Source organism: Streptomyces sp. NPDC059037 (assembly GCF_042740015.1).
Lineage (GTDB): Bacteria > Actinomycetota > Actinomycetes > Streptomycetales > Streptomycetaceae > Streptomyces.
In genome coordinates, this window is the sequence record NZ_JBHYIG010000004.1 from 1 (window position 1) to 15,616 (window position 15,616).

A 15,616-nucleotide genomic window follows, 5' to 3' on the forward strand; every position below is an offset into this window, starting at 1 on the left:
TCACGCGGGGAGAGCGACCCCAGCCCGCCGGGGCGGCGGGCGCGTCCCCCGTGGTCCTGGGGGGGGCCCCGGACCTGTGCCTGGACTAGTGGTGCCAGGGCCCTGTCACGGCGAACGTCGTGCCGGGGTTGTAGCAGTTCACGTACATCGTGTCGTGGTCCGGCGAGAACGAGACGCCCGCGAACTCGCCCCACTCCGGCTCATCGGGCGTGCCGATGTTCTGGCGGCCGCGGGCCATCGCGTAGACCTCGCCGTGCCGGGTCAGGCCGTACACATGCTGGACGCCACCGCCGTCCTCGCACACCATCAGGCCGCCGCTGGGCGCGAGGCAGATGTTGTCGGGGGACTCGCCGGGCAGCTGGATGTCGGTGTCCGGGCCGAAGACGATCACCAGGGTGAGGCGGCGCCTGGACGGGTCGTAGCGCCAGACCTGACCGAAGTGGTCGGCCGCCGAACCCTCCGCGCTGTGCGCGAAGGAGGAGACGAAGTAGACGCTCGAACCGCCCCAGTAGCAGCCCTCCAGCTTCTGCGCGTGCGTGATGCCCTTGGGGCCGAAGTCCTGGAGCCGGATGGGGGTTTGGGCGGCCAGCGGGTCCGGGACGTCGACCCACTCGATGCCGTCGAAGCTCGCGCCGGTCTCCTGGACGGCGGACAGATCCGGGACGCCCGGCACCCGCATCGCCTGCAGCTTGCCGCCCGCGCGCAGTGAACCCCGGCCGCCCTCCGGCTTGTTGGGCAGGAAGCGGTAGAAGAGGCCGAAGGGCTTCTGGAAGGCGTCCTCGGTCTCGTAGACGATGCCGCGCTTCGGGTCGACCGCGATCGCCTCGTGCTGGAAGCGGCCCATCGCGGTGAGCGGCACGGCCCCGCTGCGGCGCGGGTCGACGGGGTCGACCTCGAAGATGAAGCCGTGGTCCTTGGTGTAGCCGTTCGTGCCGGCCTTGTCCTCGGTCTCCTCGCAGGTCAGCCAGGTGCCCCAAGGCGTGGGCCCGCCCGCGCAGTTGACGGCGGTGCCGGCGATCCCGACGCGCTCGCCGATCACGTTGTTCCGGGCGTCGAGCGAGAGCACGGTACAGCCGCCCTTGCCCATCGGGTCGTAGGTGAGCCCCTCGACCGTGGGCACCGGGGTCTTGCCGTTGTGGCGGTTCTCGTGATTGCGGACGAGATGGACGCCGCCGCGTTTGCCGCGGAACGCGTCCATGCCGTCGAAGTTGCTCGGCACCTTGCCCTCGCCGGACGGCAGTTCGCCGCCCTCGCGGGAGAGGACCTTGTAGCGGAACCCCTTGGGCAGATCGAGCAGACCGGCGGGGTCGGGCACAAGTGGCCCGTACCCGCCCTTGCCCTGGGCGGCCGCGCTCCCCGCGAAGAGTTCCGAGAGCGCGCCGGTGAAGGCGATTCCCGCACCCACCGCACCGGTACGGGCAAGCACTTCACGTCGTGTCGTGGACATTGGGTCGACCTCCTGCTGGCGGACAGGAACATGACCGGATGTGTGTACCACGCGCCCTGGTGTGCGGGAACCACGCGCGTAGCCACGAGTCTCAGCGCGTCGCTACGACTCCACGAGTCCCTTCGCGTCACGGGCGAGCGCCGTGAGCCGCGAGATGGCCCGGAAGTACTTCTTCCGGTAGCCGCCGTTCAGCATGTCCTCGCCGAACAGCTTGTCGAAGGGGACACCGGACGCCAGTACGGGCACCTCCCTGTCGTACAGCCGGTCGGCGAGCACCACAAGGCGCAGCGCGGTCGACTGGTCGGGGACCGGCGTCACATCGGTCAGGCAGACGGCCTTCAGGTCGTCGGTGAGCGCGCCGTAGCGGCTGGGGTGCACGCGGGCCAGATGGTCCAGGAGGTGCGGGAAGTCGTCCAGGCTCGCACCTTCGGTCGCGTACGCGGCCTTGGTGACCTGCTCTTCGGAGTACGGGGCCGGGGCCTCGGGCAGACCCCGGTGGCGGTAGTCGTCGCCGTCGATGCGCAGCGCCTTGAAGTGGGCGGACAGGCCCTGGATCTCGCGCAGGAAGTCCGCGGCCGCGAACCGGCCCTCGCCGAGCTTGCCCGGCAGCGTGTTCGAGGTCGCGGCGAGTGCGACGCCCTGCTCGACGAGCTTGGCGAGCAGCGAGGACACCAGAACCGTGTCGCCCGGGTCGTCGAGCTCGAACTCGTCGATGCAGAGCAGCCGGTGCCCGCTGAGCGTGCGCACCGTCTGCTGGAAGCCGAGCGCGCCCACCAGGTTCGTCAGCTCGACGAAGGTGCCGAACGCCTTCTGCTCGGGAGCGGCGGGCGTCGCGTGCCAGAGGGAGGCGAGCAGGTGGGTCTTGCCCACTCCATAGCCACCGTCCAGATAGACGCCGCGCGGGCCCGTGGGCGCCGCGGCCTTCTTCTGGAACCAGCGCTTCTTGCCCGCTCCAGAAGCGTGCGCCCCACCGAGCCCGGCCGCGAAGCCGCCGAGGACCTGCACGGCTTCGGTCTGGCTCGGCTGGTTCGGGTCCGGGATGTACGTATCGAAGCGGACGGAGTCGAAGCGCGGCGGCGGCACCATCTCGGCGACCAGACGGTCGGCGGGGACACGAGGCTCGCGGGCGCACAGGGACAGGGGAGCCGCTTCGGCTATGGGGCTCTGCCCGGGGGCTGCGGTGGAGGACGACACGGTTCCTAACTCTAAGGGCCGTGTAAGACTGCTGGACATGCGACGCCTGTTCCCTGTGACCGACCAGACAGACGAAACAGCGGTACGAGAGTGGGGGCTGGGGGAGCTGGCCGATGCCTACGCGTACCCCACCGGCCATGCCGCCTGGCTGCGCGCCAACATGGTGTCCACGCTCGACGGGGCCGCCCAGCACGACGGCCGCTCGCAGCCCATCTCCAGCGCCACGGACATGCGGGTCTTCGGGACCCTGCGGGGGATCGCGGACGCCGTGGTCGTCGGTGCCGAAACGGTCCGCCAGGAGGGTTACCGCCCGGCACGCGCGCGTGAGGCCTTCGCCGGGCGCCGGGCCGCTGCCGGACAGGCGGTGGCGCCCGCGATCGCGATCGTCACCGCGAGCCTCGACCTGGACTTCACCCTTCCGCTTTTCGCCGAGCCACTGGTGCCCACGCTCGTGGTGACCGGCGCCGCGGCACCCGCCGAGCGGATCGCGGCGGCGCAGAAGGCGGGCGCCGTGGTGGTGACCGCGGGGGAGGGCGCGGGGGCCGAGCCCCGGCGGGTCGTACGCGCCCTGGCCGAGCGCGGCCTCACCCGGCTGCTGACCGAGGGCGGGCCCAGGCTGCTCGGCCAGTTCGTGGCGGCGGGGGCGCTGGACGAGCTCTGCCTGACGGTGTCCCCGATGGTCGCCGCGGGGGACGCCCAGCGCATCGCCGGAGGCCCTTCGATGGCGGTGCCGGAACGTTTCGAGCTGGCGTCGGTCCTGGAGGAGGCCGGGTTCCTCTTCACCCGATACCGTCGAACCTGACAATCAGCGGAATATGCCGTTCCGTTTCGCTTCCGTTGGGCACACTAAAAGTCGCAGACCCCGTGCGGCCACGGGGCAGGATGGTTTCCGCAGGGGCCTGTCGAGACAGACTCTCGGCAGCCCACGGATGAGAAGGGCGCCTGTCGTGTTCACAAGCGTACTGATGATCGAGAAGGCCCTGACCTCCGCCGACGTGGAGTTCGTCACCACCTTGCACGGCGACGAGCCGGTCACTTTCCACGTGCTGCTCCAGCCCCGCGGCGATCAGGCGGACCGCTTGCTGCGGGCCATCGACGACGTGGCGCTCGGGGAGATCGACGAAGCGGCGAAGGAGGGGGACGTCCCCGAGGGGCAGGATGCGACGGGCCCGGCGGAGCAGGCACTGCAGGTCTCGCTCACGGCGCTGCGCGCCGCGGGCTGCGAGGCGACCGGGCGGCTCATCGAGGACCACCCCCTCGACGCGCTCAAGGAACTGGTCGACGACGCGGACGCCGACGAGGTCATCGTCCTGACCGACCCGCACTACGTGGAGGAGTTCTTCCACCGGGACTGGGCATCGCGGGCCCGGCACAAGGTCGGCGTACCGGTCCTGAAGCTGTTCTCGCACGCGGCGGACTGAGGCGGCTCGGGCGGGGGCGGCCGCCGGGGAGCGGGGCGCGGGTGTGCTCGGGGCGGGTCCGAGGCAATAGTCTGGGCCCTGCTCATCTGCTGTCAGCTATCTGCCGTAATTCTTGGACCCCTGGGGAGACACACGTATGGCACCCGGCCTGCCCACCGCCATGGACCGACCGCACTTCATCGGCATCGGCGGCGCCGGAATGTCGGGCATCGCCAAGATCCTCGCCCAGCGCGGCGCCAAGGTGGCGGGCAGCGACGCGCGGGAGTCCGCCACGGCCGAGGCCCTGCGGACCCTGGGCGCCACGGTCCACATCGGCCACGACGCGGCGCACCTCGCCTCCGACGCCACCTGTGTGGTCGTCTCCTCCGCGATCCGCGCCGACAACCCGGAGCTGGCGCGCGCCACAGAGCTCGGCATTCCGGTCGTCCACCGCTCGGACGCCCTCGCGTCCCTGATGGAGGGCCTGCGCCCGATCGCGGTGGCGGGCACACACGGCAAGACGACCACGACCTCGATGCTGGCGGTCACCCTCTCCACCCTTGGCCTGAACCCCTCCTACGCGATCGGCGGAGACCTGGACACCCCCGGGTCGAACGCGCTGCACGGCGAGGGCGAGATCTTCGTCGCCGAGGCGGACGAGAGCGACCGCAGCTTCCACAAGTACGCGCCCGACGTCGCCATCGTCCTGAACGTGGAGCTCGACCACCACGCGAACTACGCGTCGATGGACGAGATCTACGAATCCTTCGAGACCTTCGCGGGCAAGATCGTCCCCGGCGGCACCCTGGTGATCGCCGCGGACCAGCCCGGCGCGGTGGAGCTGACCGCACGCCTGCGACGCGACCACTCGGACCTCAAGATCGTCACGTACGGCGAGTCCGAGACGGCCGACCTGCGCATCCACAAGGTCACCGCACGCGGCCTGACCAGCGAGGTCACGGTCGTCCTCGGCGGCAAGTTCCTGACCTTCACGGTCTCGGTCCCCGGCCGGCACTACGCGCACAACGCGGTGGCCGCGCTCGCCGCAGGCATCGCCCTCGGCATCCCGGCGCACAACCTGGCATCGGCCATCGCCTCCTACACCGGCGTCAAGCGCCGCCTCCAGCTCAAGGGCGAGGCGGCGGGCGTCCAGGTCATCGACTCGTACGCGCACCACCCCACGGAGATGACCGCGGACCTGGAGGCGATGCGCGCCTCCGCGGGCGACTCGCGCCTCCTGGTCCTCTTCCAGCCCCACCTCTTCTCCCGCACCCAGGAGCTGGGCACGGAGATGGGCCAGGCCCTGGCCCTCGCCGACGCCTCCGTGGTCCTCGACATCTACCCGGCCCGCGAGGACCCGATCCCCGGCGTCACCAGCGACCTGATCATCGACGCTGCCGTCGCCGCGGGCGCCGACGTCCGTCCCGTCCACGACAAGACGGAGGCCGTGACGGTCGTCGCGGGAATGACGAGGCCCGGCGACCTCGTTCTCACCATGGGAGCGGGCGACGTCACCGACCTCGGCCCGCAGATCCTGGCCGAGCTGTCGAAGTAGCCGAGACAAGGGGTTCAGTGTCATGTCGTACGACATCGAGAAGCCGGACGAGCAGTGGCGCGCGGAGCTGACCCCTTCGGAGTACGCGGTACTGCGCCAGGCCGGCACGGAACCGGCCTTCGTCGGTGAGTACACCGACACCAAGACGAAGGGCGTCTACTCCTGCCGGGCGTGCGGCGCGGAGCTGTTCACGTCGGCGGAGAAGTTCGAGTCGCACTGCGGCTGGCCGAGCTTCTTCGACCCCAAGGACACGGACGCGGTGGAGCTCCTCCAGGACTCCTCGCACGGCATGGTCCGCACGGAGGTGCGGTGCGCGCGGTGCGGGTCGCACCTCGGGCACGTATTCGAGGGCGAGGGGTATGCGACCCCGACGGACCAGCGGTACTGCATCAACTCGATCTCGTTGAGGCTGGCGCCGGACGAGGGCTGATCCGGGGTGACTCCGTGCCCGTCCGCAGGGCGGGAACGGGGCGGAGCCGCTGGGCGTTGAGCCGTACACAAGGGAAGCCAGGAGGTTCCCATGGCGTACGGCGTGAATCTCCCCGTACCGGCATCGCGCGGCGAGCGGGTCAAAGGTGCGGCCGTCCTGATGGGGTGCTGGCTGCTCCTGCTGTGGCTGCTCGAGGCCGTCGACGCCGCGAGCGGCCACGCACTGGACACCTTCGGGATCACCCCACGCGAGGCGGGCGAGCTGCGGGACATCGTGCCCGCCGCCTTCGTGCACTTCGGCTTCGGCCATCTCGCGGCGAACAGCGTGCCGTTGCTGCTGCTCGGATTCCTCGCCGCGGTGTCCGGCATCCGCCGGTTCCTCGGCGTCGTCACGCTGATCGTCCTCGTCAGCGGCGTGGGCGTCTGGCTCACGGCTCCGGGACACTCCGTCACCGCGGGCGCGTCCGGGGTCGTCTTCGGCCTCTTCGGCTATCTGCTGACCCGCGGTTTCGTGGACCGGCGCGCAGGCGACGTGATCGTGGGGCTGATCGTCGGCGCGGTCTACGGCTCGATCCTGTGGGGCGTGCTGCCGACGACCACAGGCGTCAGCTGGCAGGGCCATCTCTTCGGGCTGCTTGGCGGGGTGGCCGCGGCCTTCGTGTTCCGCCGACGGCGGGGCGCCGACAGAGCTTGAAGAAGGCGGGGCCAGGCAGGCTTGCCCGGCCCTGCCCTGCCCAGCGGCCTAGAACGTCAGCTTCCAGCTGTTGATGTAGCCGGTGTCCTGCGCCGCCACATCCTGCACGCGCAGCTTCCACGCGCCGTTCGCCGCCTCGCTCGACGCGTCGACCGTGTACGTCGCGATGATGTTGTCCGCCGAGTCGTTGCTGCTGGAGTTCTTCAGGCGGTACGCCGTGCCGTCGGGGGCCAGCAGGTCCACGACCAGGTCGCCGCGCCAGGTGTGGCGGATGTCGACCGCCGCCTTGAGGGTGGCGGGGGCGTTGCCGGTGCGGCCGGTCACGTTCACCGTCGAGGTCACGGCGGCGCCGTTGTCGGGGATGGCGACGTCCGTGGTGTTCTCGTACGTGTCGCCCGGCGGGACGGGGGTGTCCGTGCCGAGGGTCCAGACCGCGTGGGCGATGGCGTCGCTGTTGCGGTCGAGGGCCGTGTCGTTGATGTTCGCCGTGGTGTCGCAGGACGAGTGGTAGCAGCGGTCGAAGGCCTGGCCCGCCGTGCCGCCCCACTTCTGGGCCTGGGCGCTGGTCTTCGTACGGCTTGCGCCGGTGAAGAGGCCGCCGACCGGGATGCCTACGTTCTTGAAGCTGGCGTGGTCGGAGCGGCCGTCGCCCTCGGTCTCTATCTCCGTGGGGACGTTCAGACCCGCGTAGTAGTCCTTGAAGGTCTTCTCGATCGTGGGGTCGTCGTCGTAGACGAAGTAGCCCGGGTTGGGGGAGCCGATCATGTCGAAGTTGAGGTAGCCGCTGACCTTTGAACGCTCGGTGGAGGGGAGGTTGTTGACGTAGTACTTCGACCCGATCAGGCCGAGCTCCTCCGCGCCCCACCAGGCGAACCGCAGGTGCCGCGTCGGCTCCAACTGCGCGCGGGAGACGGCCAGTGCGGTCTCCAGGACGCCTGCCGAGCCCGAGCCGTTGTCGTTGATGCCGGGGCCCGATGTGACGCTGTCGAGGTGGGCGCCCGCCATCAGGACCTTGTTCGGGTCGCCGCCCGGCCAGTCGGCGATGAGGTTGTAGCCGGTGGCACCGCTGGACGTGAACTGCTGGACGGTGGTGGTGAATCCGGCCGCGTCCAGCTTGGCCTTCGCGTAGTCGATGGAGGCCTTGTAGCCGGGCCGGCCGTGCGCGCGGTTGCCGCCGTTGGCCGTGGCGATGGACTGGAACTGGGTGAGGTGCGCCTTGACGTTGGCGAGGGGGATGTCCGGGGCCGCGATGGTCGGGGAAGGGGCTGCCAGGGCCGAGGGGGCGGTGACGGCCAGCAGTCCGGCGGCGGCGAGCGTGGCGATGCCCGCGGTGGTGCGTCTGAGGGCGCGGGGCAGGGCGGGTCTGAAGGGTCTGGAGAGTCTCATGTGGGGCTCCGAATTCCGAACGGCGAAGGGGACGGAACGTACGAGACGCCCTGCGATGCGGATGCCGCAGGGCGTTGGAGCTGTACGGGAGTGCAGGGGGTGCGAAGTGCGTTGCCTGATGGTGAGGGTGGGGTGACTCGCCGTCAAGAGAGGAAACCGGTCAGATGTCGGGCAGGTGGGTTCGGTTATCGGACGTCCCGCTGGGCTGCTGAGCCCTTGGGGGACTGTTGAGCGGTATGCCGGGCCCAGGTCCGCAGCTTCAGGTCGGGGTCCTCCAGGAGTGCGGCTGCCGCCCGCCGCGCCGAGGTCCCGCCGTGCGCGGCGAGCAGCCGGAACGCGGCCACGCGGATGTGCCGGGGCCACTCGGGCCCGGTGCGTTCCAGGAGCCAGTCGGCGGGGAGTTGCTTCGCCGACGGCAGCAGGGCGACGGCTGTCTCGCGTACGACACCGGGGGCGGGGTCGTCGAGCAGCGGGGTCAGCCGTCGTGTGTCCGCGAGGTCCAAGGTCCGGAGTCCCGCGACGGCCTGAGCCCGCACTCCACGCGCCGGGTGGACGAGGAGCCGCCATAGCAGCGCGCCGTCCCCGCGGTCTCCGCACTCGGCGAGGCCGATGACTGCGCCGGGCGCGAGGGCCGGATCGTCCGGCGTCGCGCACCGCTCCCGGTACCAGGCCGTCGGGCTGCCTCCGTACTGTCGTACGACGTACCGGGCGCAGGCGCGCACCACCGCGGAACGGTCGCCGAGGAAGGGCTCGGCACGCTCCGGCCGACCCGCCCGGCGCAGCGCGGTGACACCGGCCGAACGGACGCGCGGGGCACGCGCGGTCAGCAGCGGTTCGAGCAGGTCTTCGACATCAGCGTCCGTCTCCTGCATGGTCGTGAGCGCCGCCGTCGCGCACAGGTCCTGGACCACCGCGTCCTCGTCACGCGCCGCCGCGCGGGCCAGTTCGGTTGCGGTCAGGCGCCGGTGTTCGACGGCAAGGCGGTAGGCGAAGCGCCGGGTGCGGCGGTCGGGGTGGCCGAAGAGGGTGGCTAGTTGTTCGAGGTTCGCCTGGCGCAGTGCGTCAGCGAGCAGGCCGATGCCGAAGTCGCCCCGGTCGCGGCGGCCGAGTCGCAGGATCAGTGGGGCGAGGTCGGCGGCCGTTTGCGGGGTCAGCGCCTCGCGCAGGAGCTTGCCGGCGCGCTCGCGCACGGGGGCCGCCCAGTCGGCGCAGCGGATCGCGATCAGCGGCAGGAGGTCGGGGTACGGCCGCGACTGACGTATCGCAGCCTGGCGGATCCTGCCGTCGCGGTGGCAGAGGGCGAGCGCGAGGCCGGACTCGCCGAGCTGTCGCAGATCGGAGTGCAGCGGGGCCGTGCGCTCCCAGTCCGGCAGGGGCACCCCCTGGTACCAGGACACCTCCCGCGCCCCCGCGTCCAGCCAGAGCCAGGCGCCGCAGTCGGCGACGGCCACCACGCTCCGCAGCGACGCCCCCTCCGCGAGCCGCACCGCCGCCGCTGCGCCGTCCCTGCTGTCCTCGATGCTCTTACGCATGACCGTGAGTATGGGCTGTGGGGTGCCGCTCTATGAGCCCAGGGGCGGACAGATGTATTCGTCTGGGCAGTAGAAGCGGTGTGGCCAGCAGGAGTACGCCCGAGAACGTGATCGCGGCGAGTGGGCTGGTGAGTGTGGCGAGGATGCCCCAGATCACCATCAGGGCAGCCTGGAGGAGCTTGCCGCAGGCACTCCACGTGCTGAGGATCTGGGCGGTGAGATCCGCGGGAGTCCGCTGGAGGCGTTCTGTCGCGTAGATCGGATTGAAGATGCCCATGCAGGTGATCAGGAGGCCCTCGACGATGATCACGGTCAGGAGTCCGGGGATGCCGGGGCGGACGAACGCGAGACCGAGGGGGAAGAGCGATCGCAGCCAGCCGGAGACGGTCATGGTCCGGTGTCGGCCGTAGCGGGTCACGAGGCGCGCTGAGAGGCGGGCGCCCACGAAGCCGCCGAGGGCCGGGATGCCGAAGGCGAGGCCGTACTGCCAGGGCGGGAAGTGGTACTGGCCCAGGAGGAGTACGGACAGGAGCGGGGCGGTGGCCATGATCAGGCCGCCGACCAGGATCTGATTGGCGAACAGGCGTCTCAGTACGCGGTCGTGGAGGATGAAACGCCAGCCGAGGAGCAGCTCGGCTCCGCTCGGCCTGGTGGGCCGGTCGCGGGGCGCGGACGCGACGTCGGCGCCCCGGACGACCTCGCGGCCGCCCGCGACGTCGCCGCCGCGGATGCGGAGGACCCCGAGCGCCGACAGCAGGTAGCTGAGCGCGTCGGCCATGACGGTGATGACCGGGCCGAGCAGCCCGATGAGTGCGCCGCCGAGGGGCGGGCCCGCCGCCGTCGCCACCCAGCTCGTGCCCTCGAACCTCCCGTTCGCCACCAGGAGTTGATCGCCGCGGACGAGATGCTTCAGATACGCGCCGGACGCGGCGCTGAAGGCGATGCCCGCCGTCCCGGAGATGACCGACACGGCGAGCAGTTGGCCGTAGGAGAGCAGGCCGAGGACGTACGCGATCGGGACACTCGCCATCGCGGCGAACCGGATCAGGTCCATCGCGATCATCACCGGACGCTTGGCCCGGTGCTCGACCCACGGCCCCAGCGAGAACGCGACCACGGCCGCGACGGCGAGCCCGGCCGCCTCCAGGAGCGACACGGCGAACGCCGGCGCGTGCAGCACGCTCACCGCGATCAGCGGGAACGCGCCGAAGGCGATCCACGTGCCGTAGGTACTGACGGCGTACGCCGACCACAGCCAACCGAAACTGCGCCCCAACCGCACGCGCATGCGACTCCCTCGTGACAACCGATGTTTGGGTCATCGCATCACATCGGCCACAACACCCCTGGGTCAAACAACCGGACCCCGCACCAGCCACAACCATCAGTTGGGCATGCGTAAGCTGGCTTCATGGATACCGAGGCGGTGCGATCGTTCGTCCGCGCGGCCGATCTTGGGCAGCTGCGGCACGCGGCCGACGAGCTCGGCGTGACACAGCAGGCCGTGTCGAAGCGGATCGCGGCCCTTGAGCGCGAGCTCGACGTCCGGTTGTTCACAAGGACCACCCGAGGGGTCGAGCTGACGCTCGACGGTCAGGCCTTCCTGCCGCACGCCCGGAACATCGTCTCGGGAGTCGATCGCGCCGTCACCGCGATCAGGCCGGGCTCGCGGGCCCTTCGGATCGACGTCCTCGGACTGCGGTCCGCGCAGGCCGTCATCCTGCACGACTACTGGCGGGCACATCCCGAAACCGACCTCGACGTGGTGACCCTCAGGGTCAATGACCCCCGCATGGCGGTCGCCGCCGTCCAGGCAGGCGACATCGACGCCTCGTTCCGCTCGGTCACCGACCCGGCCACCCTGCCGCGCGACGTGCAGATCATCCACGCGTTCGACTCCCCGCTGGAACTCCTCGTCGGCCCGAGGCACCCGCTCGCCTCTGCACGCACACTGACACCGGCCCAGCTGCGCAAGCACCGGATCTGGGTGCCGGGCATCGCGCCGCGCAGCGAATGGGCGGAGTTCTACGATCAGCTCGCCACCGACTTCGACCTCCGCATCGACGCCGCGGGCCCGAACTTCGGCAACGAGGTGCTCCTCGACATCCTCGCTGACTCCGCGGACGTGGCAACGTTCGTGGGCTCGCGCGACCGCTACATCTGGCCGACCAACCACGATCTGCGCCGCATCCCGGTCGTGAACCCGACGCTCGCGTACCCGCTCTCGCTCATCTTCCCGCGAGCCAATCCGCACCCAGGACTCCGGGCGATCATCAACCACTTCGGAAGCCTGACGCCGCTCCCCGAGCCGGCCTGGCGGCCGTCCTGGGCGACGGCACCGGGCCGCGGCGACGCGTGACGCAGCGGCTTGCTTCGTTCGAAGACGTAGCGGCCTGCTTCGTCCGAACCCGGTACGCCGTCCGCATTGATCGGCACAATGTGAAGGTGCCGAACTTCACTGAGCTCGAGTTAGCCGACGGTACCGCCATCCGCTTCGAGGTGTTCCCCGCGCAGACGACGACGCCGCCGGCGCCCGGCTCCGAGGCGGACGGTGATCTGCCCGACGGGATGGGGCACAGCGTTCCGGTGGCGCGCGGCGGGGACGCGGTGGCCGCGTTCGCCGTCGAGGCGCTGCGGACGACCCTGCGCCCGCTGGGGCCGCTGATCCGCGAGGTGCACGACGCGGTGATGGAATCCGAACGGCCCCCGCAGGAAGCGAATGTGACGTTCGGCGTGCAGGTCGGGCAGGACCTCAAGCTCGGCATCGTCGGCGGCAGCGGGCAGGCCCACCTCACCGTATCGGCGACGTGGCAGCGGCCCTCGCAAGCGGGCTGACGGATGGGCTGGTTCCTGACCGAGGCGCGGTCGCCCTCGGCCGACCCGCGGCACTGCGTCGTCTCGGTGCTGCGCACGCGCGACGTCAAGACCGCGGGAGCCGGGGTGCTGCTGACCTCGGGCCGGCTGCTGACCTGCGCCCATGTCGTCAATGACGCGCTGGGGCGGCACCTGTTCGACACCCGGCACCCCGGCCGCGAGACGGTTCATGTGACCCTGCGCGGTCCTTCCGCCTCGGTCAACTACGCGACCAGGGTGGCCTATTGGATCCCGCCGCGGCGTCGTGACGGTGCGGACGAGGTGCGGGAGAAGGACGATCACGAGTGGCTCGGCGACCTCGCGGTGCTGCGCCTCGACTCGGTGCCCCACGAGTCCGTCGCGGCGCCGATGTGGCAGCCGATGGCTCCGGGACAGTCGCTGCGGGCCTGGCACGGCAGCGGACTGAGCAGTTCCTTCGCCGACGTACGGGTCAAGACGTGCGACGAGTCGATCGGGTACGTGGACGGGGAACCCACCGGCATGGCCATCGGCCCCGCGTTCAGCGGCGGTCCGCTCTGGTCGGTCACCGACAACGCCGCCGTCGGCCTGGTGGTCGCCCACATCATGCCGCCCGCCGATCCGGCCACCGGTGCGGCCCGGCCCTTCAGTTCCCAGCACGTCTCGCGCCGCAGCTGGGGCATCCCCTGGCAGCGCATCGAGGCCGAGCTGCGCGGTGCCGGCGCGGGGGAGCTTCTGGAGAGCGCCGAGGCCGATCCGGACGATCCCGCGCTGCCGGTGCTCACCGAACTCATCGAGGGCATCATGCCCTCTCCCGTGCTGCGCGGGGACCACGCGAGGGCCGTCGCGCGCCGGTGCGGACACGGTCACCCGGGTGGCGAATCGGCCCCCACGCCCGAGGAGTTCGCCCGGCTCCTGGTCACCGATCCGCGGGCGCTCGCCGCGCTCACCGAGGTGCTGCGGCGCCCGGAGCCCGCGGCTGTCCGCCCACTCCTGAACGCCGGGCAGTTCTCCCCGGTGCCGCGGCTGCTCTCGCCCGACGAGCACCGCAAGCTTGACCAGACGCTGAAGTCGATCCCCGCGGCGACCCTGGCCCGGCTGCCGGAAGCGGTGCGGGCCGCGCTGCCGCTGGCCGCCGCGTTCCCCGGCGACGACTCGCCCGACGGCTGTCTCGATCATCTCGAGCGGCTCGGCGGCGACAGCCGTACGGAGGGGGAAGGGCCGCGGGTGCCGGCACTGGTGCGGGTGATGGAGTACCTGGCGGCCCTCTGCCCGCCCGCGCAGTGCGCACGGCTGCGGCTCTGGTCGGACGGGGTCGCCAAGCGGCTCGGCATCCCGCGCTCGGCCCTCGCCGAGCGCCGCTCCGACGCGGTGGACTGGGCCAGGACACAGGCCGAACAGGACGCGCCACTGCGGGTGTTGGTGCAGGTGAGCCGCAGCGGCGAGGACCGCTACCGGCTGCGCGTCTGGTGCGACGAGGGCGCGGGCCCCCGCCAGGTCTCGACGGACGGCGAGGTCACCTTCAGCGCCGCGAAGGCCGCGCGGGAACTCCTTCGGGTGCTCGAATCGCTGCACCAGGCATCCCCGAGCGACCGAAGACCGCTCGTCGAGGCGCTGGTCGACCGGGCGGGACTGAACCTCCCCATAGACGAGTGGGAGAGCTTCGGGCCCGACGACCTGGTGCCGGGCGTGCTCGGCGCGGAGTACCCCCTGGTCGTCAACTGCCCGGAACTCCTGCGCCGCAACGAGCGTTTCCTTCCTGACTGGCGCCGCCGGTGGCGTCAGCTCGACACGGGCATCTCACTCCTGTTCGCCGACGAGGCACTGGGGTTGCGCGAGATCTACGGCACGCTGATGGACCGCGTGGACGCCGTGCGGGTGGCCGTGGACGTGCCGCCGCGGCTGCGCGACGAGGTCGTACAGGTGTGTCTGGCGGTCGGCGTCCCGATCGTGGTGTGGGACCGGGGCCTCGGGCGCGAGTCGCATGCCGTGGCGCGGATGAGCGGCGTGACCACCCGTGAACTGCCCGAAGGCGTGCGGTCCTACCGCGCCAAGACCGTGCACCAGCCCCGCGCCTTCCCCGGACGCCCGGTCCTCGCCTGGGCCGACCCCGACCGCACGGTTCCGCAACTGCATCTGTCCGAGCCGCAGGAGGGCTTATGAGCACGGCCATGAACGGCAGCCGGGAGGGCTTATGAGCACCCCCTCGAACGGCAGCTGGCGGATCTTCCGCGGTGACGGTCTCGCGCGTCCCGTCACCATGCCGCCCGCCCCGCCCTGGCGCCGGTTCACCCCGCAGGACGGCACCACCGCACCGCTGCCCTATCTGATCGCCCAGGAGCACGCCGACGTGGTCAACGCGGCACTGCATCTGCGCAGGCCGCTGCTCGTCACCGGGCCCGCGGGCACCGGCAAGTCCTCGCTCGCGCGGGCCGTCGCCCATGAACTGAGCCTCGGCGAGCTGCTGCGCTGGCCGGTCAACAGCCGCTCGAGCGTGCAGGACGCGCTCTATCAGTACGACGCGATCGGGCGCCTCCGGGAGACCACCCTCAGCCGCGACCGCGGTGACACCGAGCCCTCCATCGGGACCTTCATCCGGCTCGGCCCTCTCGGTACGGCCCTGGCGCCGGGCGGCACGCCCCGCGCACTGCTCGTCGACGAGATGGACAAGGGCGACGTCGATCTGCCCAACGATCTCCTTACCGTCTTCGAGGAGGGCGTCTTCGAGATACCCGAACTGGCCCGGCTGCCCGAGGAGATGGCGACGGTCGACGTGCTGACGGCCGACCACCACGGCACGGTCGCCGTGGCTCAGGGCCGGGTGCAGTGCGTCGAGTTCCCCGTGGTCGTCATCACCAGCAACGGGGAGCGCGACTTCCCGCCCGCCTTCCTGCGCCGCTGCATCCGGCTCGATCTGCCGGTGCCGGACGAGGACCGGCTGCGGGCCATCGTCTCGGCACACCTCGGGGACGGCGCGCTCCTGGAGGTCGACGACCTGCTGCAGGCGTTCCTGCGCCGCCGGGCGCCCGGCGAACTCGCCACGGACCAACTGCTCAACGCGGTGTTCCTGCGGGCCGGGGGAGTGGACCTGGACGCCGAAGGCCTCCTAGACGCCGTGCTCCACCAGCTGACCGGAAGCCTCTGACC

The 15,616-nt window shown here is 71.2% G+C and carries 14 protein-coding genes; 9 read left to right on the plus strand and 5 right to left on the minus strand.

Annotated elements, in window-relative coordinates; genetic code table 11:
* Window positions 1-85: 85 nt before the first annotated feature.
* Together ACFWY6_RS01595 and zapE are read right to left on the minus strand one after the other, a co-directional pair.
* Window positions 86-1,447 (minus strand): alkaline phosphatase PhoX, encoded by a 1,362-nt coding sequence (locus tag ACFWY6_RS01595; protein WP_384685028.1) that lies wholly within the window; start codon window positions 1,445-1,447, stop codon window positions 86-88.
* 102 nt (window positions 1,448-1,549) lie between these two features.
* Entirely contained in the window at window positions 1,550-2,641 is a 1,092-nt protein-coding gene (gene zapE, locus ACFWY6_RS01600) for a cell division protein ZapE (protein WP_266871552.1), read from the minus strand.
* Between the two features lie 37 nt (window positions 2,642-2,678).
* On the opposite strand from zapE, the gene ACFWY6_RS01605 reads away from it, so the two are divergent.
* The 5 genes from ACFWY6_RS01605 to ACFWY6_RS01625 all read left to right on the plus strand — a co-directional run bounded on the left by ACFWY6_RS01605 (window position 2,679) and on the right by ACFWY6_RS01625 (window position 6,719).
* A complete protein-coding gene (locus ACFWY6_RS01605; RefSeq protein ID WP_384685032.1) occupies window positions 2,679-3,443 on the plus strand; it encodes a pyrimidine reductase family protein in 765 nt (254 codons plus the stop codon).
* A 145-nt stretch (window positions 3,444-3,588) separates the two neighbouring features.
* The gene (locus ACFWY6_RS01610; protein ID WP_384685035.1) at window positions 3,589-4,062 is read left to right on the plus strand and encodes an indole-3-glycerol phosphate synthase; all 474 of its coding nucleotides are present in this window, start codon (window positions 3,589-3,591) and stop codon (window positions 4,060-4,062) included.
* Window positions 4,063-4,198: 136 nt separating this feature from the next.
* Window positions 4,199-5,596, plus strand: a complete 1,398-nt coding sequence (murC, locus tag ACFWY6_RS01615) for a UDP-N-acetylmuramate--L-alanine ligase (RefSeq protein ID WP_384685038.1) — start codon at window positions 4,199-4,201, stop codon at window positions 5,594-5,596.
* Window positions 5,597-5,618: 22 nt separating this feature from the next.
* Window positions 5,619-6,026 carry a peptide-methionine (R)-S-oxide reductase MsrB gene (gene msrB, locus ACFWY6_RS01620; protein ID WP_361823853.1) on the plus strand — a complete coding sequence of 136 codons (408 nt, stop codon included), beginning with the start codon at window positions 5,619-5,621 and terminating at the stop codon, window positions 6,024-6,026.
* A 90-nt stretch (window positions 6,027-6,116) separates the two neighbouring features.
* Entirely contained in the window at window positions 6,117-6,719 is a 603-nt protein-coding gene (locus ACFWY6_RS01625) for a rhomboid family intramembrane serine protease (RefSeq protein ID WP_384685042.1), read from the plus strand.
* 48 nt (window positions 6,720-6,767) lie between these two features.
* Here the strand turns inward: ACFWY6_RS01625 and ACFWY6_RS01630 are convergent, their stop codons facing one another.
* The 3 genes from ACFWY6_RS01630 to ACFWY6_RS01640 all read right to left on the minus strand — a co-directional run bounded on the left by ACFWY6_RS01630 (window position 6,768) and on the right by ACFWY6_RS01640 (window position 10,925).
* Window positions 6,768-8,105, minus strand: coding sequence for a M28 family metallopeptidase (locus tag ACFWY6_RS01630; protein ID WP_384685045.1), 1,338 nt, complete (start codon window positions 8,103-8,105; stop codon window positions 6,768-6,770).
* Between the two features lie 185 nt (window positions 8,106-8,290).
* Complete coding sequence (locus tag ACFWY6_RS01635) at window positions 8,291-9,637, minus strand: hypothetical protein (RefSeq protein WP_384685048.1); 1,347 nt, start codon at window positions 9,635-9,637, stop codon at window positions 8,291-8,293.
* Window positions 9,630-10,925, minus strand: coding sequence for an MFS transporter (locus ACFWY6_RS01640; protein ID WP_384685051.1), 1,296 nt, complete (start codon window positions 10,923-10,925; stop codon window positions 9,630-9,632). The genes ACFWY6_RS01635 and ACFWY6_RS01640 overlap by 8 nt, the downstream gene beginning before the upstream one ends.
* A 123-nt stretch (window positions 10,926-11,048) precedes the next feature.
* Here ACFWY6_RS01640 and ACFWY6_RS01645 point away from each other — a divergent pair, with 123 nt between their 5' ends.
* The 4 genes from ACFWY6_RS01645 to ACFWY6_RS01660 all read left to right on the plus strand — a co-directional run bounded on the left by ACFWY6_RS01645 (window position 11,049) and on the right by ACFWY6_RS01660 (window position 15,614).
* The gene (locus tag ACFWY6_RS01645; RefSeq protein ID WP_384685054.1) at window positions 11,049-11,996 is read left to right on the plus strand and encodes a LysR family transcriptional regulator; all 948 of its coding nucleotides are present in this window, start codon (window positions 11,049-11,051) and stop codon (window positions 11,994-11,996) included.
* Window positions 11,997-12,082: 86 nt separating this feature from the next.
* Window positions 12,083-12,472 carry a CU044_2847 family protein gene (locus ACFWY6_RS01650; protein WP_384685057.1) on the plus strand — a complete coding sequence of 130 codons (390 nt, stop codon included), beginning with the start codon at window positions 12,083-12,085 and terminating at the stop codon, window positions 12,470-12,472.
* Between the two features lie 3 nt (window positions 12,473-12,475).
* Window positions 12,476-14,632, plus strand: a complete 2,157-nt coding sequence (locus ACFWY6_RS01655; RefSeq protein WP_384685060.1) for a trypsin-like peptidase domain-containing protein — start codon at window positions 12,476-12,478, stop codon at window positions 14,630-14,632.
* A gap of 31 nt (window positions 14,633-14,663) precedes the next feature.
* On the plus strand, window positions 14,664-15,614 hold the full coding sequence (locus ACFWY6_RS01660) for an AAA family ATPase (protein ID WP_384685063.1): 951 nt from the start codon (window positions 14,664-14,666) through the stop codon (window positions 15,612-15,614).
* The last annotated feature ends 2 nt before the right edge of the window (window positions 15,615-15,616 follow it).

Bases quoted from the DNA above. Each gene is read 5' to 3' on its own strand.
- ACFWY6_RS01595 (WP_384685028.1), bottom strand. From the start codon at position 1,447: ATGTCCACGACACGACGTGAAGTGCTTGCCCGTACCGGTGCGGTGGGT.
- ACFWY6_RS01605 (WP_384685032.1), top strand. From the start codon at position 2,679: ATGCGACGCCTGTTCCCTGTGACCGACCAGACAGACGAAACAGCGGTA.
- murC (WP_384685038.1), top strand. From the start codon at position 4,199: ATGGCACCCGGCCTGCCCACCGCCATGGACCGACCGCACTTCATCGGC.
- msrB (WP_361823853.1), top strand. From the start codon at position 5,619: ATGTCGTACGACATCGAGAAGCCGGACGAGCAGTGGCGCGCGGAGCTG.
- ACFWY6_RS01625 (WP_384685042.1), top strand. From the start codon at position 6,117: ATGGCGTACGGCGTGAATCTCCCCGTACCGGCATCGCGCGGCGAGCGG.
- ACFWY6_RS01630 (WP_384685045.1), bottom strand. From the start codon at position 8,105: ATGAGACTCTCCAGACCCTTCAGACCCGCCCTGCCCCGCGCCCTCAGA.
- ACFWY6_RS01635 (WP_384685048.1), bottom strand. From the start codon at position 9,637: ATGCGTAAGAGCATCGAGGACAGCAGGGACGGCGCAGCGGCGGCGGTG.
- ACFWY6_RS01640 (WP_384685051.1), bottom strand. From the start codon at position 10,925: ATGCGCGTGCGGTTGGGGCGCAGTTTCGGTTGGCTGTGGTCGGCGTAC.
- ACFWY6_RS01645 (WP_384685054.1), top strand. From the start codon at position 11,049: ATGGATACCGAGGCGGTGCGATCGTTCGTCCGCGCGGCCGATCTTGGG.
- ACFWY6_RS01655 (WP_384685060.1), top strand. From the start codon at position 12,476: ATGGGCTGGTTCCTGACCGAGGCGCGGTCGCCCTCGGCCGACCCGCGG.
- ACFWY6_RS01660 (WP_384685063.1), top strand. From the start codon at position 14,664: ATGAGCACCCCCTCGAACGGCAGCTGGCGGATCTTCCGCGGTGACGGT.